We start from the raw sequence: 25,325 nt of genomic DNA, 5'->3' as shown, positions 1-25,325 counted from the left end.
TTTTGAATTGAAAGAAAAAGAGAGACGCCAAAAAAGAAGTCTCTCTGTTTTACTATTTGCAATTTAATAAAATCAAACCCTTATCTTGTGTGTGTAATTGGGCGTGAATCGTCGCTTTTTTTAATTTGCTCATCACTTCAGGCGATACGCCAATTTCATAACCTTCTACTTCGATAATATGATCCGTATCAATTAGCGTATCAATATCTGCTCCAATCGTAAAATCACCCGACTGATAAATACCATAAAAACGTAATTTTAAGGTTTCTTCATTTGCGATGGCTTTTTGAATAAATGCTTTTCCTGCCTCTGTCAATTTCAACGAGAAGTCACATTCCTTTCAAAGAAAAATTATTTTACACTCTTTTTCCACTGAAAAGATAGTAATAAACCTTATTTGCGTGTCAGCCATTCTGAAAAAATGAAAAATAGAATGATGAATGAAAAAGCGATAATGAAGAACCAAGTTGGAACACTACCGAACATTAATAACATATTGAACCTCCAAAACCATTGTTTTATCTAGCATAGCATGAAATGAAAAGGGCGTAAAAAAATTAACACATTTCTCTAAAAATGAGTTAGAATAAGAGAGTAAATGCGAGTAGAGAGGTTGTTTGAACATGATACATTTAAATTGGAAAGATGCACCAACAATTAAAACGGTCAAATGCGAACATACAAATGCAAAAAAATATTTAGTATCGAATATGCTAACAGTAGGTAAAGAGTATGAAGTGAAAAATGAAACAGACGAGTTTTATTTTGTAGTTGATAACTCAGGCCACGTCGGTGGTTACTACAAAGAATATTTCGCATAATTGAGCGATTTACAGAAAACAGCTCCTCCGTCTCATCGGGGGAGTTTTTCTTTTTTAGAATAGGGGGAAGCGACGATGCACGAACTGATTGAACAAGAAATTGTAAAGCGTACGAAAGACCATGAAAATAATGAGTGGCAATCACTTATTCCAGAAGGTGGTTATAAATCACCGGATGCTTATTTATACGAAGATATTCTATTAAGTGTCGTACTGAAAAAAGCGATTTTACTAAAGGGTCCTTCTGGTTCAGGGAAGACGAAATTAGCAGAATCGATTGCGGCATTATTTGAACAACCGATGCATAGTATTAACTGTTCGGTTGATTTAGATGCGGAAAGTTTACTTGGTTTTAAAACAGTTGTACAAAAGGAAGGACAGACATGGATTGATTTTGTGGAAGGTCCTGTTGTAAAAGCGATGAAAGAAGGACATTTCCTTTATATTGATGAAATTAATATGGCAAAACCTGAAACATTACCGATTTTGCATAGTGTATTGGATTATCGCCGTATGTTGACGAATCCATTTACAGGTGAGGTTATTCAAGCGCATCCAAACTTTGGCGTCATTGCCGCAATTAATGAAGGATACATCGGGACAACACCGATGAATGAAGCGCTAAAAAACCGTTTTGTTTCTTTTGCGATTCCATATATTACAGGTGAACAATTAGCGGGATTAGTGGATGAATACTTCCCGACGATTCAAGCAACTTTAAAAAATAGTATGCTGTCACTTGCGACAGATTTGCGAAAACAAGCAGAGAATGGTTTAGTGAGTGAGGAAGCAGCGTCGATTCGAAGTTTATTAGATGCGATTGAGTTAGCGCAATACATGTCACCCATTCGTGCAGTGCGATATGCCATTGCAGAAAAATTAGATGATGCATCAGAAAAGCAGTTAGTTATTGAATTAGCAAAAACATGGATGGAGTAGGTGATTCGATATGGCAGAGATGAGTAGATTTATTCAATTTAATAATGAACAAATCGATGCAAGACAGATGATTACCTATGAGAATTTAGCACAGGCACTTTCGGAAAATCCACATATTCATCTAACAGAACGACAATTAATGGAATTCAATCCGAAAGAACAAACGATATCCATGTCTGTATTTTGGCGTCATCGAACAGCTGAACAAACGCATTTAGGCCGTTTATCTGATATTTATTTACTAGCAGAGGGATTTTGGCGTCATTTTTCACAAAGAGCTTGGCATGAATTTCAAGAAGAAATAGCAGAGCTGAACTATCCGAAGTTTTTCGAACAACAGCTTATTATGGCAGAAGAATTTCGTTTGATGGAGTCTGTCGCCAAAAAACGTCCAGGTACAAAAAAAGCTTTTCGATTGCGTGCACAAGCCTATTTAGCGACATACCAACATCAAATTCATGTGCATCATCAAAAAGGCTTTCTAGCAGAAGCATTATTAAATTATTTTTATATCGCTCTACATGAAGGTAGTTTGCGCTTACCGACAGGTGGAATATTCGACACATTTGGCGATTTACTATATAAATGGCAGCACGTATTCGATAGTCAATCGACAGAGGAAACAATTCGTATCATTTGGGCGCTTATACCGCAGATTGAAGAAATTCTAAAAAAAGATATTCAGTTGGATGTTTACGCTTTACTAGATCAGTTGGAAGCAGCACCTTTTATTCCAGATTATGAACATGATGGTGTTTGCGGGATGGAAGAAGGCAGTGATGAAGCTAAAGAAACAATCGAAGAAACTTTTAGAAGTTGGCATCGTGAATCACAAGATGATACAGGGACCCATTTACGCTTTGAGTTAGAGCGGGGAAACGAAGGGAAATCTTTATCAGATGAAGCAGTGAAAGGACAGGATGGTCAACCACCGACAGAAGTTGGAACGGGTGGCGACGTCGATGCGACTGCTAAACCACAAAAAGAAGAAAGCTTAGCAACAAAATCACTAAAAAAGAAATATACCAAGTCTGGTGAAGTATTTGGACGTGAACATGAACAAGTAATCTATCAAGAGAAGATGATTACTACACATGGAGAGGACATCACACCAAAATCGGTCATGGAAAAATGGCGATTACAACAAGAGCCGATGGTACGCGCACTTGTTCAAGAATTACGAAAACGCATGGCACAAAAGAAGATGAGTCGACGAACGCATCTTAGTTATGGTCGTTTAGATTCAAAACAACTTTTATCATTTGTTACAGAGAATCGCCCACGTCCTTTTTATAAAAAAGATGCACCTTCTAAACCTCTAGATGCTGTATTTGGTTTATTAATTGATGGCTCGGCTTCTATGATGGATAAAATGGATGAAACAAAACAGGCCGTTCTATTATTCCATGATGTACTGCGTTCACTTGAGATTGCGCATGAGATGACTTTATTTTATGAAGATGCTTATGAAGCGACAAAAGAAGTGCAGCCGAATACATTTGAATGGATTCATCGTTTAGAGGACGGGGCAGTAGATGCTAGTGAAAAAATTGCAGCGATGACATCGCATGAAGATAATCGAGATGGCTTTGCGATTCGCTGGATGACAGAGCGTTTAAAGAAGCGACCTGAAAAACATCGCTTTTTACTTGTTTTTTCCGATGGGGAACCTTCTGCTTTTGAATATGCACAGAATGGTATATTAGATACTGCTGAAGCTGTTATTGAAGCAGAGAAGCAAGGGATTACCGTATTACATCTATTTTTAAATACATCAGAACCGAGTGAAGAGCAACTTCAATTATTTTCAACCATCTATGGTAGACAGTCTATTGTCGCAAGTGATGTAGCGCAATTTTCAGATATGACACTTCGCATGTTACGAAAAGTTTTATCACTCGTTGTACAAAGTATGTAAAAAAAAGGAGTCATTCCTCTATGACGGGGAATGACTCCTTTTCATTTTAATAGCCTTGTTGTTTCGTTTGAATCGAAAGTAAACGCTGTTTTAAATCTTCTTCCATACGACCAATTTCAATTTCAGCTTCACGACGTTTTTGACGTCCTTCTGCTTGAATTTGTAAAGTTTCTTCAATCGTCGAAATTAAGTTCTCTTGTGTTGCTTTTAATGTTTCGATTTCTACGATACCACGCTCATTTTCACGCGCTGTTTCAATCGTGTTCATCTTCAGCATTTCAGAGTTCTTTAATAATAAATCATTTGTTGTCGCAGTTACTTGTTTTTGCGCTTCAACTGCTTTACGTTGATTATTCAATGTAAGAGCGATGGCAATCTGATTGCGCCAAAGCGGAATTGCTGTCATAATCGAAGATTGAATTTTTTCAGCTAATGTTTGGTTCGTTTGCTGAATCATACGGATTTGCGGAGCAGATTGAATCGTAATCTGGCGCGATAGCTGTAGGTCGTAAATACGTTTTTCTAAACGATCGACGAACTGTGCTAAATCATTTACTTCTTGAATCGCCATTTGATCATTCGATTTTTCAGCTTCTGCACGTAATTTTGGCAAAATATCGTTCGTGATTTCATCGCGCTTTAATTCAGCTGCAGCGATATAGACATTTAATGCTTCAAAGTACGTTTTGTTTTGTTCATATAATTGGTCGAGCATTTGAACATCATCTACAAGACCGCGTTTTGAATGTTCAAGTTGCACACCAATACGGTCAATCTGTGTACTCAGTTTTTGATACTTCGACATCATTTCTTGAATCGATTTTTGCATTTTACCAAAAAGTTTACGTAAGCCTTTTGGTTTGTCTTGATGTAATTCTTCAGGATCAAGTTCATTTAATTTTGTCATTAAATCTTTCAAAATATCGCCGACAGGCCCAATATCTTTCGCCTGTACATGGTCGAGCATTTTATTTGAGAAGCTCGATAAAGCATTTTGTGCATTTGCACCATACGTTAAAATTGCTTCATAACTACCTGTTGGAATTTGAGAAGCTAATTGACGTGCTTTTTCTTGATCTTCAGGTGTTAAACGATCTAATTGGCGAACCGGTGCATCTTTTTGAATTTCTGGTTGAATCGTTTGTTGCTGTGGCAGAGGATTCATCGTAAATGGATCTGCCAGTAAATCATCGACTGATTTATTTGACTGATTTTCTTGCATAGATTAAGACTCCTCCTTCGAGCTGCGCTCACTTCGTCGCGTCACAAAATCAAGCTCGACTTTTAATTCTTCGATATCAGCTGCTAAAATTTGACGAAGATCTTTTTCTAATGACACAAAAAGATCTTCAAGTGCATCACGTGTGCGTTGGAGTGCAAGATGCATCTCCGTATCTTTAATCGGCTGTTTCGATAAATAAGCATATTTCTCCGTTAATTCAGCAGCAGAAGGTAGGTGAGAATAGAAAAAGATTTCTGCTTGATAGAATTTCGGAGGGTTTGCACGCACAATTGAAATAATGCGTTTTGATAAACGACTCATCTCAAATAAATGTTTAAAACCTGAAATTGAACGAACGCGTGTCGCCATTCGGTTAAAGTTGTAAAGTGATTCTCGCGCCTCTTGAATCTGCGCTTCGATGTGATTATATTCTGATTTGGTAAGACCAAATTGCTTTCTTTTCTTGTATCGTTGATAGACTTTTATAATAAAGTTGCTCGCCATGTAAACGAGCGCGGCGATTACAAGACTAATCCAAAAGCCCAAATGGAATCCTGACATCGCAATCATAAATGTAACAGGTATCGTTACAAATGAAATGAAGTAGCGTAATGCTGTATGTCCAGCGTGTAACATGTAATTCCCTCCTTACACTCTTTTGTTAATATACGTTTTAAAATGTAGAAGGTTTCAATTCAAAATATTTTCTTTTGAAATAATTTGTCGAATTATTGACCACGTTGTAGTTCAATCTTGTGAATGAGTTCGTCAATTAATTCTATCACATATGATGATGCTTCTTCTAGTTTAGACAAGCACTGTTCAGCTGTACGTAAGTCGTTGTGTGAATAAGCAGTTGCAGCTTGTTTTGCTAGTTCATGTACTTGTGCATGATACGTATCTAATTGTTGATATGCGGGCTCATTCGCAAAACGAGCACGTGCTTTTTCTGAGTTGTACCATTTACCTAAACGACAATCCATGTGCGAAGACACATCTTCAGGACGGATATGTTCTAAACCTAAGAACATATTATATACTCTCCATTTCCATAAAATATGATCGGCTTTTGATAATTGCAACAGAGCATAGCTTGAAAGCTGTACATTTGCATTATTGACAACACTTAGACGGAATGCATCAATCTCTTTACTTAATTGATGTACACCAACAGAAGTCGATTGTCCAAGTTCACGAATATCTTGTTGTAAATCGGTAATCTGTACCATACGATTAGATACGTCATCAATCGCAACAGACTGTTCTTCAGAAATTGAAGCAGTGGTTTTAACTGCATCGTTGATATCTGAAATCTCGTCGACAATTTGATTTAGAAGTGGAAGTGACTCTTTTGCTTCAGTAGTAGCTTCTTTAATAATTTTTGTTGTACTTGTAATCGATTCTTGAACCGTATTTGAATATGATTTTAAATGCTTCACATTCGTGGATACTTCTGTTAAAGCAGATACCGTATTTTCTGCAAGCTTACGAACTTCTTGTGCAACAACTGCAAAACCTTTGCCATGCTCACCTGCGCGCGCTGCTTCGATTGATGCGTTTAGTGCTAGTAAATTCGTTTGATCAGCGATTTCATTAATCAAAGTGACAACATGTTCAATGTCACCGACACGTTTTTGTAATTCGCTAAATGACTCAACAATTGTAGAGAATGTTTCACCTGTTTTCATAATTTCATTTAAAGCACCACCAATTTCATTTTGTGAATGAAGTGCATATTCAACAGATTGGTTTGTTTTTTCTGAAATTCGGGTAGAAGTACGTGCAATCTCTGCAATCGAAGCAGTAATCTCTTCAGTTGCAGCAGTAGAAGATTGAATCTCGTCTGTTTGGCGATCTAGACTATAAATTAAGTCTTTCATATACATGATTTTAGAGTTTGTCTCAATTAAACGGACAATTTCAGATACGGATCTTTCAAGTGTGCGCTCTGTAAAAGATTCAAATAATAATTCTTGATCGACATTCACTGCAGATTGAAATGAGCGCATTAAGTCGAATGCTTTGGAAGGTTTAAACCCAAAGTTGTATAATACGTGTGTTGTCACATAGAATGCGAATTGATTGAAAATCACAATCGTTTTTCCAGGTTCAAATTGATGTTTTCGGAACTGATCAAAGAATCGTAACGTCTCATTTACATAGTGTTCGTCGCGATCAGCTGTAAAAAAGTTTACAAGATAATGTTCAATCATCTCTTCAGCAATTTTATGGTGGCTATCAGGAGATAATTCTGTTAAATATTGTGTGAAAATTTCTTTCATAGATGGAGTTGAACTAGCCAACGTTTCATATAAATAACGTAAATTTTTTTCGTCGTTTGATGTAAAATGATTGAATGCGAGCGTTTTTTGAAAACGTTCAATTGTTTGAATATCAGTACCACGTTCTAATAATTGATTCATTTTAAGTTTTGGGCGAAGTGAAGAAAACATGTATAAACCTCCATTTTTTGGTTAAAGCTTTTTTAGTTATTTTAGCATATTTTAAGAGGATAGTGTAGTAAAAAAGATATATTGGCACATAAGTAATTTTTTTAGAAAGTAGGAATATTATGTATAAAGTGATTTACATGAAAGCAGACTACGAGCCATGGTGGCAGTTTGAAGGTTGGGAAGAACATGTCGTGACAGAAGTCACATATGATAATGAACAAGAAGCAAGTCAATATTTACAACAATTAATTGAAGAGTTTTCAAAAAAATATATGAATATGATGCATAAAAAAGAGCGTTTTTGGGCTTTTTGGTCTGATGATGAAAGAGAATACTGTGAAAACTGTGCAGATTGTTTACCTGTTTACCATGGGGTAATATGGGAAGTAGTAGAAGAAAATGTCAAAAAATGAAAGAAATTATTGTCAAATATATTCAAATTTATTGACAACATAAAGTGGTATGTTATAATAAATTTAACAAATGAAACTTGTATTACCGGTACTTCTATTCACATATTACAAAAAGTGATCGGGTTTATGTCGGTACTTATTGTAATATGTGAATTTTTGCAAAGGTATAATTAGATTCATATGTTCACTTTTTATTTTGGAGGTTTTTACACATGAAACAAGGTACAGTAAAATGGTTTAACGCAGAAAAAGGTTTTGGCTTTATCGAAGTTGAAGGAGAAAACGATGTATTCGTACACTTCTCTGCAATCCAAGGCGAAGGATTCAAAACTTTAGACGAAGGTCAAGCAGTTGAGTTCGAAGTTACTGAAGGTAACCGTGGACCACAAGCAGAAAACGTTGTAAAACTTTAATTTACAATTACAGAGGCTAGCTTCGGCTAGCCTCTTTTCTATTTCATTTTTTATTTTCTGAATTATTTGTTATTATGGATATAATGAATAGTATGGAGGTTAGATAAATGGAACAAGGTATAGTAAAATGGTTTAACGCAGAAAAAGGTTTTGGTTTTATTGAATCAGAAGAAGGAGCAGATATTTTTGTTCATTTTTCAGCGATTCAAGGTGATGGGTTTAAAACATTGGATGAGGGACAAGCTGTAGAATTTCAAATTATCGAAGGTGAGCGTGGACCACAAGCAGCAAATGTCATGAAAAAATAGTGTACAAGAGAAAATCTTTAAATTAAAAAGAAAACACATAAAAGCAATGTTGTTTTCTTTTTTTAATGTAAAAAAGAGAATTGAATATTATATCATCATAGTGATTAAAGGTATATTTTTATGACAATTAATAGTAGTTTATGATACAATTGGTTTTAGGATAGAAGTTATATGGGGGAATATACATGGGTGCAAAAACAAGAACGTCCAAACGACGTCGAAAGAGGCTGCTGCATGGTTCTTTATGGTTGTTAGTCCTTTGTTTAGCTGTTGTTAGTAGCTACCTGATTTATTCAGTGATATCTGTTAAAGGGGCATTGAACGATTCCAAAGTATCACTACAACGTGAAGCAAATAAGTCAGATTTGAGAGAAAAGGAAGTTTCATATAGTGATGATCCCTTCTCCATTCTATTGCTAGGCATTGAAGATTATGCGAAAAATACAGAAACTGCACGTGCAGATACACAATTAGTCGCAACATTCAATCCAAAAGAAAGTAAAGTGATTTTAACGACTGTACCACGTGATACACGTGTTCAAATTGACAATGCGGGCGAATATACGGGTGTACATAAAATTAACGCAGCAATGACATATGGACAGATTAATTCGTATGGTGGAGAGAAGTTACAGTTGGAAACAACCGAAAAATTATTGAATATTCCGATTGATGCTTTTGTAACAGTTAATTTTGATGGATTTCGTGATGTAGTGGATGCACTAGGTGGTATTAATATAGACATCAAATATCCTTTCTGGGAAACAAATGTCTATAATAAACAGCGCATTGATTTCAAAGCTGGCGAGACTCGTTTAACAGGAGAGGAAGCACTTGCCTTTGTGCGTATGCGTAAGCGTGATGTCAATGATGTTTATTCACGTGAACAGCGCCAACAACAGTTTATTCAAGCAACTGTTGAACAGTTAAAATCTGCGAATACATTATTAAAAGTAGGGGAATTAACAAAAATCTTCGGCAAAAATGTGAAAACAAGTTTATCGATTTCAGATTTATTTGCTATCCAAAATCAATATTTAAAGATGGAGAATCTAAAAATCGAATCAAAAGAAATTGAAGGTTATGAAACGCGAATTAATGGCGTTTCGTATTTTGTAGCAGATCAACAGAAGTTACAAAACTTAAGCAAAGAATTGCGTACAGAGTTAAACTTGAATCCAAATGAACCATTCAAGACAAATGCGTCATTTGGTGCTTATTAAATCAAATTTTAGAGTGCATACTTTCGGGTATGTGCTTTTTTTGTATAAAAAAGAAGAAACCACATCATTGTGATTTCTTCTGTATTTTAAATTAATCTAATTTATTTGTTGCTTTCCACTCTAGGAATTCATCATATGTTAATTGCTTATCTAAAATTGAACCGTCTTCGCGGATTTCAATTACACGATTTGCGATTGTTTGGATGAACTGATGGTCATGAGATGTGAAAATCATCGCGCCTTTAAAGCTTGTTAAGCCTTCATTTAATGCTTGAATTGATTCAAGATCTAAGTGGTTTGTTGGTTCATCTAAAAGTAATACGTTTGAATGTGATAACATCATACGAGATAACATACAACGTACTTTTTCGCCACCTGATAAAACAGCAGGTGATTTTTTCACTTCTTCACCAGAGAATAGCATACGACCTAAGAAACCACGTAAGAATGTTTCTGTTTCGTCTTCTGGAGAGAACTGGCGTAACCAATCAACTAATGTTTTTTCAGAACCTTGGAAGAATTCTTCGTTATCTAATGGGAAGTAACTTTGAGAAGTTGTAACGCCCCATTTGTAAGAACCTTCAAAATCTTCATCTTCACCAGCGATGATTTTTAATAAAGCTGTTTTAGCGATTGGATTACCAAGTAAAACAATTTTATCTTCACGATTCATTGAGAAGCGCATATCTTTAAATTGTTGTTCGCCATCTACAGTTTTACCTAAACTTTCAACTGTTAATACGTCATTACCGATTTCGCGTTCCATCGTAAAGTTGATGAATGGATATTTACGGCTAGATGGACGAATGTCATCTAACTCGATTTTTTCTAACATCTTTTTACGAGAAGTCGCTTGTTTTGATTTTGAAGCGTTCGCAGAGAAACGAGCAACGAATGCTTGTAATTCTTTGATTTTCTCTTCTTTTTTCTTGTTTTGATCTGATAACATACGTTGTGCTAATTTACTTGATTCATACCAGAAGTCGTAGTTACCTACATAAACTTGGATTTTAGAGAAGTCAAGGTCAGCGATATGTGTACATACTTTATTTAAGAAGTGACGGTCATGCGATACAACGATGACAGTGTTCTCGAAGTTGATTAAGAATTCTTCTAACCATTGGATTGCTTTTAAGTCTAAGTGGTTGGTAGGCTCATCTAGTAATAGAACGTCTGGCTTACCGAATAAAGCTTGCGCTAATAATACTTTGACTTTTTCAGAACCTGTTAGTTCAGACATTGTCATATAGTGCATTGAATCAGGAATTCCTAAACCTTGTAGAAGGATTGCTGCATCTGATTCAGCTTCCCAACCATTCATATCTGCGAATTCACCTTCTAATTCAGCAGCACGAATACCGTCTTCATCTGTAAATGGATCTTTTGCATAGATGGCATTTTTCTCTTGCATAACTTCATACAATTTTTTATGACCCATCATAACTGTTTCAAGCACTTGGAATTCTTCATATTCGAAGTGATTTTGTTTTAAGACAGCTAAACGTTCATCTGTCCCCATGCTTACATGGCCTTCTTGTGGCTCGATTTCACCAGAAAGAATTTTTAAAAATGTTGATTTACCAGCACCGTTTGCACCGATTAGGCCATAACAGTTACCAGGTGTAAATTTAATATTAACGTCTTCAAATAGCTTACGATCGCCGAAACGAAGAGCTACATTACTTACTTGAATCATGTAAGTACCTCCTTTTTCACAATACCTCCATTATAACACGTCTACATAGGTACGACTATAGGCTAGATGGAACTAAACAGGAAACTGACATAGTTTCTTAGAAAATATCGAAAGAAACGCGAAAATAAAACAAAAGAGGGAGGGCATAAAAAATACGAGCATCCAAAAGGATACTCGTATTTGAAGTGACTCTTATTCTACAGGTTGATTTTGTTTTTTCATTGAACCTGTTTTTTCAAGATTGTCGTACATTTCGAATGCACGGTTTAATAAGTGTGGAGTTTGTACATTGCCGTGTTTTTCAACTGCAGCATTGTAGTATTCCCATAATTGTTCACGGAAATCAGGGTGTGCACAGTTTTCGATGATTAATGGAACACGTTCTTTTGGTGCAAGACCACGTAAATCAGCAACACCTTGTTCTGTAACGATTACATCTACATCATGCTCTGTATGGTCAACATGTGTAACCATAGGTACGATTGAAGATACAGCCCCACCTTTAGCATATGATTTTGTAACGAAGATGCCAAGACGTGCGTTACGTGCGAAGTCACCTGAACCACCAATACCGTTCATCATTTTTGAACCTGAAACGTGCGTTGAGTTTACGTTGCCGTAAATATCTGCTTCAAGTGCAGTGTTGATTGAGATTAATCCTAAACGACGAATTAATTCTGGGTGGTTAGAGATTTCTTGTGGACGTAATGTAATCTTGTCTGCATATTTCTCTAAGTTACCATATACCTTTTGTTGTAATTCTTCAGTTAATGTAATTGAAGTAGCAGCTGCGAAGCGTACTTTACCTGCATCAATTAGATTGAATACAGCATCTTGTAATACTTCTGAAGCAACAACTAAGTTTTCAAATTCTGCGTCTGCGAAACCATCTAATACAGCATTTGCTACTGAACCAACACCTGATTGTAGAGGCATTAATTCATTTGTTAAGCGACCTTCTTTAATTTCGTTACGGAAGAAATCAAGTAGGTAGTTCGCCATTGTTTGTGTTTCTTCATCAGGAGGCACGATTAATGAAGGTGCATCAGGTTCTTCAGAAACAACGATTGCTTTAATTTTTGCTGGATCAACTTTAATTCCTTTTTCACCGATGCGTTGTGTTGCATCTGTCATAGGGATTGCTTCACGCTTACCTTGCTCACCAGGAATATAAATATCATGAATACCGATTAAAGTTTCAGGATGTGTAATATTTAATTCAATGATAATGTTTTCAGCTACTTCACAAATGATTGGTGAGTTACCAACTGAAGTTGTTGGAATGATATAACCATCTTCTGTAACTGCTACGGCTTCAATAATCGCATAGTTTACTTTACCGAAGATATTTTGACGGTATTGTTCAGCGTTGTGCGATAAGTGCATATCTGCATATAATACATCGCCCGAGTTGATTAGTGTACGGATTCCGCGGTCACCAATGAATGGTCCACGTTTACGAATACCACCAGCAGTTGCTAAGTAGTTATCAACTTCAGGACCTAATGAAGCACCTGTGTAAACATCAATTTTGAATGTTTCGTTTTTCGCGCGTTCTACAAGAGCCATTGGTACAACTTTTGCATCTCCAGCACGTGTAAAGCCTGACATACCCACTACGTCGCCATTTGAAATTAATTTTGCAGCCTCTTCAGCAGATACAACTTTACTTGCTAGTTCTTTTAACCCTAAACGTTTTTCGATTGTTGATTCCATTCATAATTCCCCCTAAAAATAATAATCATGTAAATAATTGTTTTGTAAGCGTTTAACAAAATAGGCACATGACGAGTGAAAAAATCGGTCGGTCATATAATTATACTAAATCACATTTCGCTGTACTATTACAGGGAAATGACAGCGCTTTATTATATTCCCATTTGAAATAGAATTTGGTTTCGATTTCTAACTATATTTTTACACGAAGTAGATAAATTAATCTAGTCTTTTCTCTTAAATTTTTTATTTTTTTTATTCTATGGAAATTTAAGGCTTGGAAAATGATAATTTTTTGATTGCAACTTATGCATAGTTTAAACTGAAAAATGAATGAAATCAAATGTTATGTGTTAATGAGGGTAAAAATACACATCAAAAAAGTATTTAATAAAAAAATAAAGACATAACTCGCTTATTCGCGAATTATGTCCAATATGTTCAAGTTATGCTTTTTTTTGTGCCTCGAAAATAGCCGAGATGAAGTCCATACCAAGTGCAGATAAGTCACATCCAGATGCATTTGGATGACCACCACCATTATATTCTTTCGCAATTTTTGATAAATCAAGTTTTTGCCCAATTGAACGTAGTGAGACTTTATCTTTTACTAAAGAGATAATGAAGACACAGTCGATTTCTTCTTCAAACTTCTCAGCTAAATGATTGCCAAGTTCGCTAAAGAATGAATCTGTTTCAACAACACCAATATTAATCGGTTCATCATGTCCTTTTAATGTGTAATTTTCAACGATAATCATTTGTTTTGATTTTTTCTTTAAAATTTTACGTAATTCATCTTTTGAAAAATCAAGATACTGTTGGTCAGCCTCTGTAAATAATGACCCATTTAAAATATAATTCATACGATCTTTTGCGAATTCGTGGCGACGACGTGCGTAGAAAATCGTATTCAAATCGGCAGCTTCCTGAATCGAAAGGGCGTGCCAATCCCATGTATCATATAGACGAACATTTTCAACAAAATGCGTAACACGTGTTAACATCGTGTCTTTTTCTTTTTGTGTATATTCAGGGATGGCGATCGATTCTTCACCATCTTCTTGTTCGATTCGTTGAAGAGGTGTCACTTCAAAACCAGCATCGAATAAATTTTTGAACATTAAAGTAGTCGCACTCATTTTAATGCCATTTTTTTCTGGAATAACTTCTGCCCAGTCATAATCATTTAAATAAAGTGCAGATGCATGGTGGTCAATTAAAATAATATGACGACCATTCGGTTCTTTATTGACAGCAGAAATCGCTTCAGCTGTTTCTTCGTTCACAGATAAATCTGTAATGATTAATAATTCTTGATCTTGCAGCTCAGCAATTTTTTCAATCACAGCTTCATCAATTTTACGCGTCTCTACATAATAAGGAATATGCGGAATACCAAAAGCATCTAATACAATTGAAGGACCGATTCCGTCCAAGTCTGTATGTGTAATTAAATGAATTTGAGCATATTGCGTTAGTTTTTTCGGTAATTTTTTAAAATTCATATCGTCAACGCCTTTCTAAAACATCGAACCTCATTATAGCACTGAGTGGTTTCATAAAAGAAGGGGAAAGCACGAATTTCTACATTTTACTTGGCTGAAAGGGAATCATATTGCGTTGAAAGGGACAAACCCACGCGCGAAAGGGAATCATCGCCATTGAAAGGGACAAACCCACGCGCGAAAGGGAATCATCGCCATTGAAAGGGACAAACTCACGCGCAAAAGGGAATCATCGCCATTGAAAGGGACAAACCCACGCGCGAAAGGGAATTGGTGTCGTTGAAAGGGACAAACTCGCGCGCGAAAGAGAAACGTCGCCATTGAAAGGGACAAACCCATGCGCGAAAGGGAATCATCGCCGTTGAAAGGGACAAACTCACGCGCGAAAGGGAATCATCGCCATTGAAAGGGACAAACCCACGCGCGAAAGGGAATCATCGCTATTGAAAGGGACAAATCCACGTGTTGTAAAAAAACAAGGAAGCCTTAAAGGGCTTCCTTGTTTTGCTTTTATTTTGTTAGTTGGATAAACGTTTTACCTTGATCTTTTGTTTGGATTAGTCCTTTATTCGGTGCGTAGTAGTACGTCATTTTGCCATTTTGTGTCACAACGACATTTTTAAATGTGCCAGCTTTTGTTTTAACAGTTGCTTTTGTTTGCGTAATTTTTGTTTTTTGACCAAGTTCGCCAGACCAGATTAAATTCTTTTTAATTGGGTATTTGATAGAAAGGGATAAATATCCATCTTCTATATCACCTGTATAAAGTCCTTTGCTTGTATCGTATTCTGTAATACCGAATTGTGTTGGTGAAGATTTATAGAACCAGAAGTTTGTAACTGCTGGACTCGGTTTGTACGTTTTTAAGAAAGAAGCGGTAAATGTACGCGCATAAATCGAACCTGCATTCATTGGTACGTCGTAGCGATATTTTTTAGAAATATCTCGCGCGTAATGTGTGCCTGTTTTAGCAGAAACTTTTTTCAACGCAGATGTTTTTACATAGGCATATTGGAATTGATAACGAATTTTTGAGAATCCGTTCTTCGTTTGTCCTGTAACAACGACACCACTATTCTTCGGTAGTTTCACATATTTTTTTGAATTAGCAGAAGGTTTACTGAAAATATGAACGGTTTTATTCGGTTGAACTTCTCTGAATTGTTCAACGGAAGCCGTTTTATAGGTGCTTTTGGCTTGAGAAAAGGTAGGTGTTAACGTCAAAATACTAAATGCGACAGCAGTAATTGTGATGAATGTACCTGTTTTTTTGAATGAATAAGACATGATGAAGACCTCCTCTTTTCCACCTACAAGGATGAAACGTTATGTATAGGTTGGATATTAAGCTACGTATTCCCTAAAAAATCAGAAATAAACGGTTTTTTAATAAAAAAACCTCACGTATCTATTAGACGAAGCGTGAGGGTAAAAAGTTTTAAACTCCTAAGAAAAATAACACAATCGGAATACTGATGATACTCAGTAATGTTGTCACTAATGTTGTGAACGAAACGAGATCAGGCTTTGTATTAAATTGTAGTGCAAGCATTGTCGTATTTGCGGCAGCTGGCATCGCAGCTTGTAAAATTAAAACCGATTTTACAAGTGGAGGTAAAGGCATAAAATAAAGAATAGCTGCTGCAATAAGTGGTGAAGCGATAATACGAATGATTGTTGTTGCACCCATTGCTACATAATTGACACGTTTTCTTGAAATCACAGCTAACTGCATCCCTAAAATAAGCATGACCACAGGAATGGAAGCATCTGCGATTAAGTCAACAGCATTCATGACAGATTGATGTACTGGTACATGAATTAGTTGTAAAACTAAACCGATGACAGCACCCCATAAAACGGGCATTTTCAACGCTTTTTTAAAGGATGCGCTTAAGCTTGGGGAGTCGTCACTACCCACAGAAGCAATAAAGATACCAAGTGTATTCATAAAAAGGGAGTGAATAACCATAATAATGACAGCAATATGAAAGCCTTCGTCACCAAATGCAAATAATGCAACAGGCGCTCCGTAGTTACCACTATTCATGAAGACAGCTCCAAGCATGACAGCAGATGTTTCTGAACGGTCACTATGTAAGAGGCGCGTAACAAGGAATGTTACGATAAACAGTAGAACACACAATAAAATCGCAAACGAAAAAATATACATGTAATCGATATTAATCGGTGTCATATAAAATGTTCGGAACGCTAATACGGGTGACATGACGTAAAGTGTTAAAGTGGAGATGTTTTTAATATTAAAATGGAGAATACGTTGACCAATAAAACCTGTTAAAAATACGAGTAGCACAGGTAATATAACAAGAAATAAATCCATAAAGTCACTTCTTTCTACCAAAAAAACAATGAAATAAAATGAGAACCTTTTTTATACAATAACGTCACATAGACGTATCTTCATCCCAATGTGATGAAATGAATTCATCGCGCCCAGATTGCGCACGGTCTTCTTTATATTCTTTTGGATTCTTTTTATAAAAGTCTTGGTGATAATCCTCTGCGATGTAAAATGTCTCAGCTGGTACAATTGGTGTAACAATCGGCTTTTTAAATTTACCAGACTTAGCCAATGCTTCTTTTGATTGTTCTGCAAGTACACGCTGTTCTTCATTATGATAAAAAATCATTGCACGATAATTTGAACCGCGGTCTTGGAATTGACCTTCGTCGTCAGTTGGATCAATTTGTTGCCAAAACAATTCCAAAAGTTGTTCATAGCGGAATTGTGTAGGGTCATAAATGATTTCAACCACTTCTGTATGACTTGTTTCACCTGTTTTAACTTGTTCATATGTTGGATTTTCAATAGTTCCACCCATATAACCAGATATAACAGATTCGATTCCATCCCACTCGATGAATGGTTTAACCATACACCAGAAACAGCCACCGGCGAATGTTGCTTTTTGTAATGATTGATTGGACATAAAAGACCTCCTAAAAGAAAGATGTAAAATATTTTTTTAATATAATAACTACTCAAAAAACTGTAGAGAGCATGTTACTATTATAAAGAAGAAAACGATGAGACGAAAGGAGAATTTAAACGATATGGCACAAACACGAAAAAGAAGAAAAAAAGGTAAGTTACGCAAAGGAAGAATCTTTTTCACAGCATTATTTTTACTTGCAATCATCGGTGGCGTTTATTTTTATCTACAATATAAATCTGGAGAACAATTAGCTGTTGGAGAAGAAGCGCCTGAAAAAGCAACGTTGGAATTTAATGGTGACCCACAAAGTAATAAGGATATTGAAAATATTTTATTAGTTGGTGTTGATTCGCGTGGTGAAAAACAATCACGTTCCGATACAATGATGTTAGCTTCATGGAATAAAGCAACAAATGACGTCAAATTAGTTTCATTCATGCGCGATATTTATGCGGATATTCCAGGTTATAAAAGTTATAAATTAAATACAGCTTATTATTTAGATGGAGCTGATTTATTGAAAGCGACATTGAAACAAATGTTTGATGTAGAAATTAATCACGTAGCGGTGGTCGATTTTAAAAACTTTGAAAAAGTAGTAGATGTTGCTGCTCCGAATGGGGTAGAAGTAACTGTACCACATGACATGTCAAAAAATATTGGTGTCAAATTGAAAAAAGGAACACAACGTCTAAATGGTAAAGAACTACTTGGATTCGCACGTTTCCGTTATGATGCACAAGGCGACTTTGGACGTGTTGAACGTCAACAACAAGCAATTGAAGCATTGAAAAAAGAAGTTCTTCAAGTTGAAAATGTGAAAAACTATCCAAAATTACTTGGTGTTGTGCAAGGATCTATCCAGTCAGATTTAACGAAGGGTGATCAGTTGAAGATGCTATTAGGTGCTGTAAAAGGCGGCGATGTAAAAATCGAGAAATTAACAATTCCTGTTGAAAATAGTTATACATTTGCGAATGTACCCGGTTCAGGATCAGTCATCCAAATCAATTTAGAACAAAATATCCAAGCACTGGATAAATTCTTACGCTTTAACCAATAAAAGGTGTATACTGAGAACAATAGAGAAATAGAAAGAGTTGGAGGTGTGCTATGGAACCGAATAAAAGAGATTTTTTTAACACACGGTTTATTCAGTTTTTAGGCGGTAAAAATTTGCTTTTTGGATTAGTCACATTAATTTTAATGGGAATTGCTTTGTATCTTTACACAAAGGTCTCATTCATTTTTGAACCAATCATCGTATTCGTCCATACAGTACTGCTACCTGTTGTATTAGCAGTGATTGCCTTCTATTTATTACGACCAGTCTTAAAATTATTAATGAAGTGGCGTATTCATCGCGTATGGGCAATTCTCATCATTTATGTTGCACTCGCAGGGTTGATTACATTGCTTGTGACGCTTGTTGTACCATTTTTACGCGAGCAATTTATGAATCTAATTACAGAATTCCCGCAATATTTTGTTCAGTTCTTAGATACCATTCAAAAATTTGTTGAAAGTTCGAAAGTTGCAGCAATACTTGATAAGTATGACTTGCGACTTGACCAAGCGATTAATAATACAACAAAAGAAATTAGTGATTATGTAAAAGATGGGGCTGGTCAGTTAGGTAAAGGACTTGCGACAAGTATCACAGGTTTTCTAACAACATTAACAGGCATTGTATTAGCGCTTGTAACGGTTCCATTCATTTTATTCTACTTATTAAAAGACGGTGAAAAATTACCACGTGCTTTTATGAAATTATTACCACCATCTTTACGTGGCGGTACAGAGCATGTATTAAAAAATGCGGATCACCAAATTAGTAGCTACATTCAAGGACAAATTATCGTGTCCTTCTGTATAGGTACGATGGTGACAATTGGTTTTTTAATTATCGGACTTGATTATGCTGTACCACTTGGTTTTTTAGCTATGATTACATCTGTTGTACCTTATCTAGGACCAATCATTGCGATTACGCCAGCAGCAATTATTGCAATTGTAACCGCACCTGTCATGCTATTAAAATTAGCAGTAGTTTGGACGATAGTGCAGTTAATTGAAGGGAAGTTCATCTCACCACAAGTAATGGGTAAATCATTACATGTGCATCCGATTACAATCATTTTCGTTCTGTTAACAGCTGGTTCATTATATGGTGTAGCAGGAGTTGTACTCGGTATTCCAGGATATGCAGTCTTAAAAGTAATTGTATCGCATTTATGGAATCTGTTTAAAAAACGCTTTAATAAATTCCATGATGATCACGAACAATATGAAGTGATGGAATGGAAAGAGGAGCAAGACGAACAACCAAAATCATAAATAGAGACATTGAGCGAATAAAGATACATGAAAATGTATATTTTAAATCGCTCAATGTTTTTTTTATACATAGAATAAAAGAAGTATAAGAATAAGGAGGATGTGATATATAAAAGAACATAAGATATGAATTGCGTGAGAATCTCTTTTATAAAAATAAATCGCTTGTTTAAAACGGAATTTTCTAAAATTTTCAAAATAAATAAAAATACATTTGACATTATAAATATACATTTATATAATATGAATATCATATGAAAGAGGTGATTCGATGAAAGTGGGCATCATTGGTGCAACAGGTTATGGAGGGTTAGAACTTGTTCGGCTACTAAGCAGCCATCCAGCAGTCCAAGAGATTCAATTATTTACTTCTTCAGAAGAAGGAATATCATTCTCAGCAAAATACCCGCACTTAACAACATTATATGATCAACCGCTTGAAGCGATTACGAAAGAAGCCATTGCACAATTAGATGTAGTCTTTCTCGGAACACCTTCTGGCATATCGGGTCAATTAATTCCTGAAATCTATAATGAACAAACAGTCTTTATTGATCTATCAGGAGATTTGCGATTAAAGAATATTGAAAATTATGAAAATTGGTATAATAAAAAAGCTGCCCCACAAGATTTAGTCAATCAAAGTGTTTATGGTTTATGTGGTTGGAATGATGCAGCAATTAAAGAAGCTCAAGTGATTGCGAATCCAGGTTGTTACCCAACAGCGACATTACTTTCTATTCTACCTTTATTACAAAAGGGGTTAGTTCAGCATCACAATATCATTATTGATGCGAAAAGTGGTGTATCTGGTTCAGGTAATAAACCATCACAAATGACGCACTTTACAGAAACAACCGAAGCTACAACCATTTATAAAATTAATCAACATCAACACATTCCAGAAATTGAACAAGCAATCGAATTATTTACAGGAAAAGTAGAGCCGATTACATTTTCAACGCATCTTGTTCCAATGATTCGAGGCATTATTACGACGAGCTATTTACAGGTTGAATCAGGTGTAACGGAAGAAATTTTATATGCAGCGTACGAAGAAGCATATGCAAACGATCCGTTTATCCGAATTGTTCGAGACGTACAAAAACTTAGTACAAATCAAGTGCGTGGAACGAATTACTGTGATATTACGATTAATTTAGATGCGCGAACAAATCGCTTAACCGTTGTTGCGGTGATTGATAATTTAGTGAGGGGCGCAGCAGGACAAGCGATTCAAAATATGAATAAAATAATGGGATATGAAGAACAGGCAGGACTAAAACAAGTACCGCTGTTCATCTAAAAGGAGAGCAAAGTATGGCACAAATCGTTGAATCAGTAAAAAAGTTAACAAGTGAAAGTATTATTGCGCCAAAGGGATTTAGTGCAGCAGGTATTCATTGTGGACTAAAGCATAAAAAGAAAGATTTAGGCATGATTGTAAGTGAAGTACCAGCGAGTGTAGCAGGTGTATTCACAACGAATGCGATTAAAGCAGCACCTCTTGTATTAACGAAAGAGACAGTCTATACGAATGAAAAGATGCAGGCAATCATCATTAATTCAGGTAATGCCAATGCATGTACAGGTACACAGGGGATGGCAGATGCATTACAGATGCAGCAACTGACAGCAGAGAAGTTGGGGATTTCACCGCAACTTGTAGGTGTAGCTTCAACAGGTGTTATCGGTGAAATTATGAAGATGGACAAAGTAGTAACAGGCATTGATATGATTCAGCCAGGACATACACTTGAAAATGCGATTGACTTTGCACAATCGATTTTAACAACAGATACGGTGATGAAAAATACAGCGTATGCAGTTGAGATTGACGGACAAGAAGTTATTATTGCCGGTGTTGCAAAAGGTTCAGGTATGATTGAGCCGAATATGGCGACAATGCTTGGTTTTATTACGACAGATGCCAATATCGAACAAAAAGAGTTGCAAGCATTATTAAAGAAAACAACGGATACAACCTTTAATGCGATTACAGTCGACGGTGACACATCAACGAATGATACGGTTCTTGTATTAGCTAACGGTTTAGCTCAAAATAACCCATTAACACCAGAACATCCACAATGGTCGGTTTTTGAAGATGTTTTTGTCAAAGTAGCAGAAGATTTATCAAAAATGATTGCACAGGATGGAGAAGGTGCGACGAAGCTAATCGAGGTAACGGTTGAAGGCGCGATTACGGACGAAGAAGCACGTAAAATTGCGAAAACAGTTGTTGGATCACCACTTGTAAAAACAGCCGTATTCGGTTGTGATGCGAACTGGGGACGTGTCATTTGTGCTATTGGCTATAGCGGCTGCACAATTGATCCGACAAATATTCTAATCAAAATTGGTGATACAACGGTTGTTGAAAAGGGAGAACCGATTCCTTTCTCTGAAACAGAATTAACAGCGTACTTAAAAAATCATGAAGTGAAAATTTATGCGAACTTACATCAAGGAGATGGTGTAGGAAAAGCGTGGGGATGTGACTTAACCTATGACTATGTCCAAATCAATGCCACATACAGATCGTAAAAAAAGAATGGTTATCAAATTAGGTGGAAGTATGTTAGAAGGTTTGAATGAAACATTCTTTCACCACTTAAAAGAAGTGCAACAAACATATGATGTTATTATCGTTCATGGCGGTGGTCCAGCGATTAATGAGGCACTTGCGCAGGCAAATATAGCCACACATAAAATTGACGGTATTCGTGTAACAGATGAACAAGCCATTCATCTCGTAGCAAATACACTCATTGGTGAAGTGAATCCAATGCTAGTTGGTCAACTCAATCAAGCAGGTATCAAAGCGATGGGCTTAAATGGTCAAGATGCGAAGTTATTGCAGTGCCATTATTTAAATAAAGAAGTATTTGGCTATGTAGGGGAGATTGATACAGTCAATATGGCGATATTAGAGCAGTTACAAGCACTGAATATTCTACCTGTCGTTGCATGTATTGGCGCGACAAATACAGGGCAACTTCTTAATATTAATGGAGATACTGTAGCTTGTGATGTAGCACTTGCCAATCAAGCAGATGAACTGTTATTCGTGACAGATGTAGATGGCATTCGTATTGAAGATGTATCGATTCAGCAGACGACTGCACAGCAAATTCAAGGGTGGATTACGACGGGTGCAATCTACGGTGGCATGATTCCAAAAGTCGAAGCGGCGATGACCTGTGTCGATGCAGGAATTCCAGCAGTGAAAATCGTCGGTGCAACGCTGCAAGGAACGACTATTTTAAAAGAGAAGGTGACACAATGAGTGCATTATTTCAAAACTATAATCGAAGACCTGTTCATCTTGTGGAAGGTAAAGGGACGTACGTATGGGATGATCAACAAAAACGTTATTTAGATTTTACTAGCGGTATTGCGGTCTTAACGTTAGGGCATTGTCCTGAGGAATTAGTTCAAGCGATGAAAGCGCAAAGTGAAAAGTTGTGGCATACATCGAATTTATATACAAGTCATGCACAAGAAAAGTTAGCGCATGATCTTGTGAAAGATACACACCTCGCTCACGCTTTCTTCTGTAACTCAGGAACAGAAGCGAATGAAGCCGCAATCAAATTAGTACGTAAACATACGAAAAAACATAAGATGATTACATTTGAACAATCTTTCCATGGTCGTACATTTGCGGCGATGAGCGCAACAGGACAAGCAAAGGTGCATAGTGATTTTGGACCGATTTTAGATACATTTGAATATGTACCATTTAATGATGTGGCAGCACTTGAAGCAGCAGTAGACGATGAAACAGCCGCAATCATGTTAGAAGTCGTACAAGGAGAAGGTGGTGTACACGTTGTCACACCTGAATTTGCCGAAGCGATTCAACATATTTGCGACGAAAAAGGGATCTTGCTCGTAGTCGATGAAGTGCAGACGGGTATTGCGCGTTCAGGAACACGCTATGCTTTTGAACAGACAGCTTTAAAACCACATATTGTCACACTCGCAAAAGGACTTGGTGGTGGGTTCCCAATCGGCGCTATGCTTGGGACAGCGGAATTATTCGATACATTCAATGTGGGGACACATGGTTCGACATTCGGTGGAAATCCGATGGCGATGGCAATTGCACAGACCATTGTAGATGTAACATTCAATGATTCATTCTTAGAAAAAGTGAAAGCATCTTCTAACTATTTTAAAGAACAACTCGCGATTCACTTACCAGAAGTAGAAGTACGTGGTATGGGATTACTACTTGGAATTGAATTAACACAACCGATTCCAGAAGTTGTTGCGGCATGCGAAGAAAAAGGTTTACTCGTTGTTGGAGCAGGTGCGAATACACTAAGGCTCTTACCACCACTAAATGTAAGCCAACAAGAAATTGATGAAGCAGTGCAAATTTTAAAACAAGTAATGCTTGTAAATGTCTAATTAATATACGTGAATTAATGTGTTCAGAGAATCACCATTCACGCTGTATACCTCTTAAATATCTGTGGTTTGTCATAGACGGTGCGGAACAGGGACCAAACCGTCTGTGAAAATCACACCTAATTCACTTCCTAATAAAACTAGGAAGATTTTTTTATGTATATATTTACCTTTTTATATGTTAAAATGGAAGAAAGTGGGGGTGTTAGAGTGACGGTACATACAATCGAGGGGAAAATAGAACAACTTCAGATGGAAAAAACATATATTTACCTACAAACGAAGGATTTTATTATGCATCTACCAATCACAACAGAAGTCATAGACTGGGAAACAGGTGACACTATTTCGCTACATAAAATACCTGCTCAAAGTTATTTTCGCCTCTATCGTTTATATGGACAATATGTATTATTCATTTCTGAAAAATCGACTTTTTATGGACTATATGAAGGAATCTATGATGAGGGGACATCGTGTATTAGCGACGTTTGTATGATTCGTCATAGCGCACAGACGAAAAAATACGGCGCACGTCTAACGGACGGAGCGTATGTCATTGCACTTTGTAAAATCACAACACGCAGTATCCCGCCGCAGTCGGCACCAACTGCCTTATTCGTATTCCGAAAAAACACATAGGAGCGTGAACAACATGAAAGCAAATCGTACGGTTTTAACGATTGTCGGTATCATTGTATTAGCTGTAATAGGTTGGGGCGTTTATATGATGAATGAAGTCGTTGTTGCTGAAGAACGTATTGAACTATCAGACAAGAACATCATTAAAAAAGATAACCATCAATACATTCAAATCGAGAGAAAAGACTATGAACTTACAGACTCACTCGCGAAAAATATCGATTCTACAACAGAACGCGAATACGTAGTAAGCTACCGCTACAACAAGCTATTCAAAAATAGCGGCGAAATGACATCAATTCGTAAATATGGTCTACAGAATTAGAAGGTTAATTTT

Annotated in this window: 25 protein-coding genes; 15 read left to right on the top strand and 10 right to left on the bottom strand. The window is 36.4% G+C overall.

The window, feature by feature from the left end; all coding sequences use genetic code 11:
- Window positions 1-52: 52 nt before the first annotated feature.
- Entirely contained in the window at window positions 53-322 is a 270-nt protein-coding gene (locus tag ASO14_RS08465; protein WP_068453838.1) for a hypothetical protein, read from the bottom strand.
- Window positions 323-623: 301 nt separating this feature from the next.
- Between ASO14_RS08465 and ASO14_RS08460 the strand changes: the two genes are divergently transcribed.
- The 3 genes from ASO14_RS08460 to ASO14_RS08450 all read left to right on the top strand — a co-directional run bounded on the left by ASO14_RS08460 (window position 624) and on the right by ASO14_RS08450 (window position 3,678).
- Window positions 624-821 carry a DUF6501 family protein gene (locus ASO14_RS08460; protein WP_068453836.1) on the top strand — a complete coding sequence of 66 codons (198 nt, stop codon included), beginning with the start codon at window positions 624-626 and terminating at the stop codon, window positions 819-821.
- 75 nt (window positions 822-896) lie between these two features.
- On the top strand, window positions 897-1,760 hold the full coding sequence (locus ASO14_RS08455; RefSeq protein ID WP_068453835.1) for an AAA family ATPase: 864 nt from the start codon (window positions 897-899) through the stop codon (window positions 1,758-1,760).
- A 10-nt stretch (window positions 1,761-1,770) separates the two neighbouring features.
- Window positions 1,771-3,678, top strand: a complete 1,908-nt coding sequence (locus ASO14_RS08450) for a vWA domain-containing protein (RefSeq protein WP_068453834.1) — start codon at window positions 1,771-1,773, stop codon at window positions 3,676-3,678.
- A gap of 46 nt (window positions 3,679-3,724) precedes the next feature.
- On the opposite strand, the gene ASO14_RS08445 is transcribed toward ASO14_RS08450, so the two are convergent.
- From ASO14_RS08445 to ASO14_RS08435, 3 genes are all read right to left on the bottom strand, one after another.
- Window positions 3,725-4,900, bottom strand: coding sequence for a toxic anion resistance protein (locus tag ASO14_RS08445; RefSeq protein WP_068453833.1), 1,176 nt, complete (start codon window positions 4,898-4,900; stop codon window positions 3,725-3,727).
- Between the two features lie 3 nt (window positions 4,901-4,903).
- Window positions 4,904-5,536 (bottom strand): 5-bromo-4-chloroindolyl phosphate hydrolysis family protein, encoded by a 633-nt coding sequence (locus ASO14_RS08440; RefSeq protein ID WP_068453832.1) that lies wholly within the window; start codon window positions 5,534-5,536, stop codon window positions 4,904-4,906.
- Window positions 5,537-5,628: 92 nt separating this feature from the next.
- Window positions 5,629-7,353, bottom strand: a complete 1,725-nt coding sequence (locus ASO14_RS08435) for a globin-coupled sensor protein (RefSeq protein ID WP_068453831.1) — start codon at window positions 7,351-7,353, stop codon at window positions 5,629-5,631.
- Between the two features lie 119 nt (window positions 7,354-7,472).
- On the opposite strand from ASO14_RS08435, the gene ASO14_RS08430 reads away from it, so the two are divergent.
- The 4 genes from ASO14_RS08430 (at window position 7,473) to ASO14_RS08415 (ending at window position 9,710) form a co-directional block, all read left to right on the top strand.
- Window positions 7,473-7,766 carry a DUF1033 family protein gene (locus ASO14_RS08430; RefSeq protein WP_068453828.1) on the top strand — a complete coding sequence of 98 codons (294 nt, stop codon included), beginning with the start codon at window positions 7,473-7,475 and terminating at the stop codon, window positions 7,764-7,766.
- 212 nt (window positions 7,767-7,978) lie between these two features.
- Entirely contained in the window at window positions 7,979-8,179 is a 201-nt protein-coding gene (locus ASO14_RS08425; RefSeq protein ID WP_068453826.1) for a cold-shock protein, read from the top strand.
- A gap of 107 nt (window positions 8,180-8,286) precedes the next feature.
- Window positions 8,287-8,487 carry a cold-shock protein gene (locus tag ASO14_RS08420; RefSeq protein WP_068453824.1) on the top strand — a complete coding sequence of 67 codons (201 nt, stop codon included), beginning with the start codon at window positions 8,287-8,289 and terminating at the stop codon, window positions 8,485-8,487.
- Between the two features lie 185 nt (window positions 8,488-8,672).
- Window positions 8,673-9,710 (top strand): LCP family protein, encoded by a 1,038-nt coding sequence (locus ASO14_RS08415; RefSeq protein ID WP_068453822.1) that lies wholly within the window; start codon window positions 8,673-8,675, stop codon window positions 9,708-9,710.
- A 91-nt stretch (window positions 9,711-9,801) separates the two neighbouring features.
- On the opposite strand, the gene ASO14_RS08410 is transcribed toward ASO14_RS08415, so the two are convergent.
- The 6 genes from ASO14_RS08410 to msrA all read right to left on the bottom strand — a co-directional run bounded on the left by ASO14_RS08410 (window position 9,802) and on the right by msrA (window position 17,584).
- Window positions 9,802-11,406, bottom strand: coding sequence for an ABC-F family ATP-binding cassette domain-containing protein (locus tag ASO14_RS08410; protein ID WP_068453821.1), 1,605 nt, complete (start codon window positions 11,404-11,406; stop codon window positions 9,802-9,804).
- A gap of 192 nt (window positions 11,407-11,598) precedes the next feature.
- Window positions 11,599-13,122 (bottom strand): succinyl-CoA:acetate CoA-transferase ScpC, encoded by a 1,524-nt coding sequence (locus ASO14_RS08405; protein ID WP_068453820.1) that lies wholly within the window; start codon window positions 13,120-13,122, stop codon window positions 11,599-11,601.
- 446 nt (window positions 13,123-13,568) lie between these two features.
- Complete coding sequence (locus tag ASO14_RS08400; RefSeq protein ID WP_068453818.1) at window positions 13,569-14,630, bottom strand: DHH family phosphoesterase; 1,062 nt, start codon at window positions 14,628-14,630, stop codon at window positions 13,569-13,571.
- A gap of 510 nt (window positions 14,631-15,140) precedes the next feature.
- Window positions 15,141-15,917 carry an SH3 domain-containing protein gene (locus ASO14_RS08395; RefSeq protein ID WP_068453817.1) on the bottom strand — a complete coding sequence of 259 codons (777 nt, stop codon included), beginning with the start codon at window positions 15,915-15,917 and terminating at the stop codon, window positions 15,141-15,143.
- Window positions 15,918-16,068: 151 nt separating this feature from the next.
- A complete protein-coding gene (locus tag ASO14_RS08390) occupies window positions 16,069-16,974 on the bottom strand; it encodes an AEC family transporter (RefSeq protein ID WP_068453814.1) in 906 nt (301 codons plus the stop codon).
- Window positions 16,975-17,038: 64 nt separating this feature from the next.
- Entirely contained in the window at window positions 17,039-17,584 is a 546-nt protein-coding gene (msrA, locus tag ASO14_RS08385; RefSeq protein ID WP_068453812.1) for a peptide-methionine (S)-S-oxide reductase MsrA, read from the bottom strand.
- Between the two features lie 124 nt (window positions 17,585-17,708).
- Between msrA and ASO14_RS08380 the strand changes: the two genes are divergently transcribed.
- The 8 genes from ASO14_RS08380 (at window position 17,709) to ASO14_RS08345 (ending at window position 25,313) form a co-directional block, all read left to right on the top strand.
- Window positions 17,709-18,653: an LCP family protein gene (locus ASO14_RS08380; protein WP_068453808.1), complete on the top strand. Its 945-nt coding sequence runs from the start codon at window positions 17,709-17,711 to the stop codon at window positions 18,651-18,653.
- Between the two features lie 50 nt (window positions 18,654-18,703).
- Window positions 18,704-19,927, top strand: a complete 1,224-nt coding sequence (locus ASO14_RS08375) for an AI-2E family transporter (protein WP_068453806.1) — start codon at window positions 18,704-18,706, stop codon at window positions 19,925-19,927.
- A gap of 271 nt (window positions 19,928-20,198) precedes the next feature.
- Entirely contained in the window at window positions 20,199-21,233 is a 1,035-nt protein-coding gene (gene argC / locus ASO14_RS08370; protein ID WP_068453801.1) for an N-acetyl-gamma-glutamyl-phosphate reductase, read from the top strand.
- A 14-nt stretch (window positions 21,234-21,247) separates the two neighbouring features.
- On the top strand, window positions 21,248-22,474 hold the full coding sequence (gene argJ / locus ASO14_RS08365) for a bifunctional ornithine acetyltransferase/N-acetylglutamate synthase (RefSeq protein ID WP_068453799.1): 1,227 nt from the start codon (window positions 21,248-21,250) through the stop codon (window positions 22,472-22,474).
- Window positions 22,437-23,216, top strand: coding sequence for an acetylglutamate kinase (argB, locus tag ASO14_RS08360; protein WP_068453797.1), 780 nt, complete (start codon window positions 22,437-22,439; stop codon window positions 23,214-23,216). Before argJ ends, argB begins: the two co-directional genes overlap by 38 nt.
- Window positions 23,213-24,346: an acetylornithine transaminase gene (locus tag ASO14_RS08355; protein ID WP_068453796.1), complete on the top strand. Its 1,134-nt coding sequence runs from the start codon at window positions 23,213-23,215 to the stop codon at window positions 24,344-24,346. Before argB ends, ASO14_RS08355 begins: the two co-directional genes overlap by 4 nt.
- Window positions 24,347-24,556: 210 nt before the next feature.
- Window positions 24,557-24,988, top strand: coding sequence for a hypothetical protein (locus ASO14_RS08350; RefSeq protein ID WP_156422362.1), 432 nt, complete (start codon window positions 24,557-24,559; stop codon window positions 24,986-24,988).
- A 13-nt stretch (window positions 24,989-25,001) separates the two neighbouring features.
- A complete protein-coding gene (locus ASO14_RS08345; RefSeq protein ID WP_068453792.1) occupies window positions 25,002-25,313 on the top strand; it encodes a hypothetical protein in 312 nt (103 codons plus the stop codon).
- Window positions 25,314-25,325: the final 12 nt, after the last annotated feature.

Source organism: Kurthia sp. 11kri321 (assembly GCF_001534765.1).
Classification (GTDB): domain Bacteria; phylum Bacillota; class Bacilli; order Bacillales_A; family Planococcaceae; genus Kurthia; species Kurthia gibsonii.
The sequence above is the reverse complement of the archived record's forward strand: the minus strand, read 5'-3'. Positions and strand labels throughout refer to the sequence as shown.

Coding starts and splice junctions, on each gene's coding strand:
- ASO14_RS08345 (WP_068453792.1), top strand. CDS start 25,002: ATGAAAGCAAATCGTACGGTTTTAACGATTGTCGGTATCATTGTATTA.
- ASO14_RS08455 (WP_068453835.1), top strand. CDS start 897: ATGCACGAACTGATTGAACAAGAAATTGTAAAGCGTACGAAAGACCAT.
- ASO14_RS08435 (WP_068453831.1), bottom strand. CDS start 7,353: ATGTTTTCTTCACTTCGCCCAAAACTTAAAATGAATCAATTATTAGAA.
- ASO14_RS08420 (WP_068453824.1), top strand. CDS start 8,287: ATGGAACAAGGTATAGTAAAATGGTTTAACGCAGAAAAAGGTTTTGGT.
- msrA (WP_068453812.1), bottom strand. CDS start 17,584: ATGTCCAATCAATCATTACAAAAAGCAACATTCGCCGGTGGCTGTTTC.
- argC (WP_068453801.1), top strand. CDS start 20,199: ATGAAAGTGGGCATCATTGGTGCAACAGGTTATGGAGGGTTAGAACTT.
- ASO14_RS08375 (WP_068453806.1), top strand. CDS start 18,704: ATGGAACCGAATAAAAGAGATTTTTTTAACACACGGTTTATTCAGTTT.
- ASO14_RS08410 (WP_068453821.1), bottom strand. CDS start 11,406: ATGATTCAAGTAAGTAATGTAGCTCTTCGTTTCGGCGATCGTAAGCTA.
- argB (WP_068453797.1), top strand. CDS start 22,437: ATGACTATGTCCAAATCAATGCCACATACAGATCGTAAAAAAAGAATG.
- ASO14_RS08400 (WP_068453818.1), bottom strand. CDS start 14,630: ATGAATTTTAAAAAATTACCGAAAAAACTAACGCAATATGCTCAAATT.
- ASO14_RS08430 (WP_068453828.1), top strand. CDS start 7,473: ATGTATAAAGTGATTTACATGAAAGCAGACTACGAGCCATGGTGGCAG.
- argJ (WP_068453799.1), top strand. CDS start 21,248: ATGGCACAAATCGTTGAATCAGTAAAAAAGTTAACAAGTGAAAGTATT.
- ASO14_RS08450 (WP_068453834.1), top strand. CDS start 1,771: ATGGCAGAGATGAGTAGATTTATTCAATTTAATAATGAACAAATCGAT.
- ASO14_RS08415 (WP_068453822.1), top strand. CDS start 8,673: ATGGGTGCAAAAACAAGAACGTCCAAACGACGTCGAAAGAGGCTGCTG.
- ASO14_RS08405 (WP_068453820.1), bottom strand. CDS start 13,122: ATGGAATCAACAATCGAAAAACGTTTAGGGTTAAAAGAACTAGCAAGT.
- ASO14_RS08460 (WP_068453836.1), top strand. CDS start 624: ATGATACATTTAAATTGGAAAGATGCACCAACAATTAAAACGGTCAAA.
- ASO14_RS08395 (WP_068453817.1), bottom strand. CDS start 15,917: ATGTCTTATTCATTCAAAAAAACAGGTACATTCATCACAATTACTGCT.
- ASO14_RS08390 (WP_068453814.1), bottom strand. CDS start 16,974: ATGGATTTATTTCTTGTTATATTACCTGTGCTACTCGTATTTTTAACA.
- ASO14_RS08440 (WP_068453832.1), bottom strand. CDS start 5,536: ATGTTACACGCTGGACATACAGCATTACGCTACTTCATTTCATTTGTA.
- ASO14_RS08355 (WP_068453796.1), top strand. CDS start 23,213: ATGAGTGCATTATTTCAAAACTATAATCGAAGACCTGTTCATCTTGTG.
- ASO14_RS08425 (WP_068453826.1), top strand. CDS start 7,979: ATGAAACAAGGTACAGTAAAATGGTTTAACGCAGAAAAAGGTTTTGGC.
- ASO14_RS08380 (WP_068453808.1), top strand. CDS start 17,709: ATGGCACAAACACGAAAAAGAAGAAAAAAAGGTAAGTTACGCAAAGGA.
- ASO14_RS08445 (WP_068453833.1), bottom strand. CDS start 4,900: ATGCAAGAAAATCAGTCAAATAAATCAGTCGATGATTTACTGGCAGAT.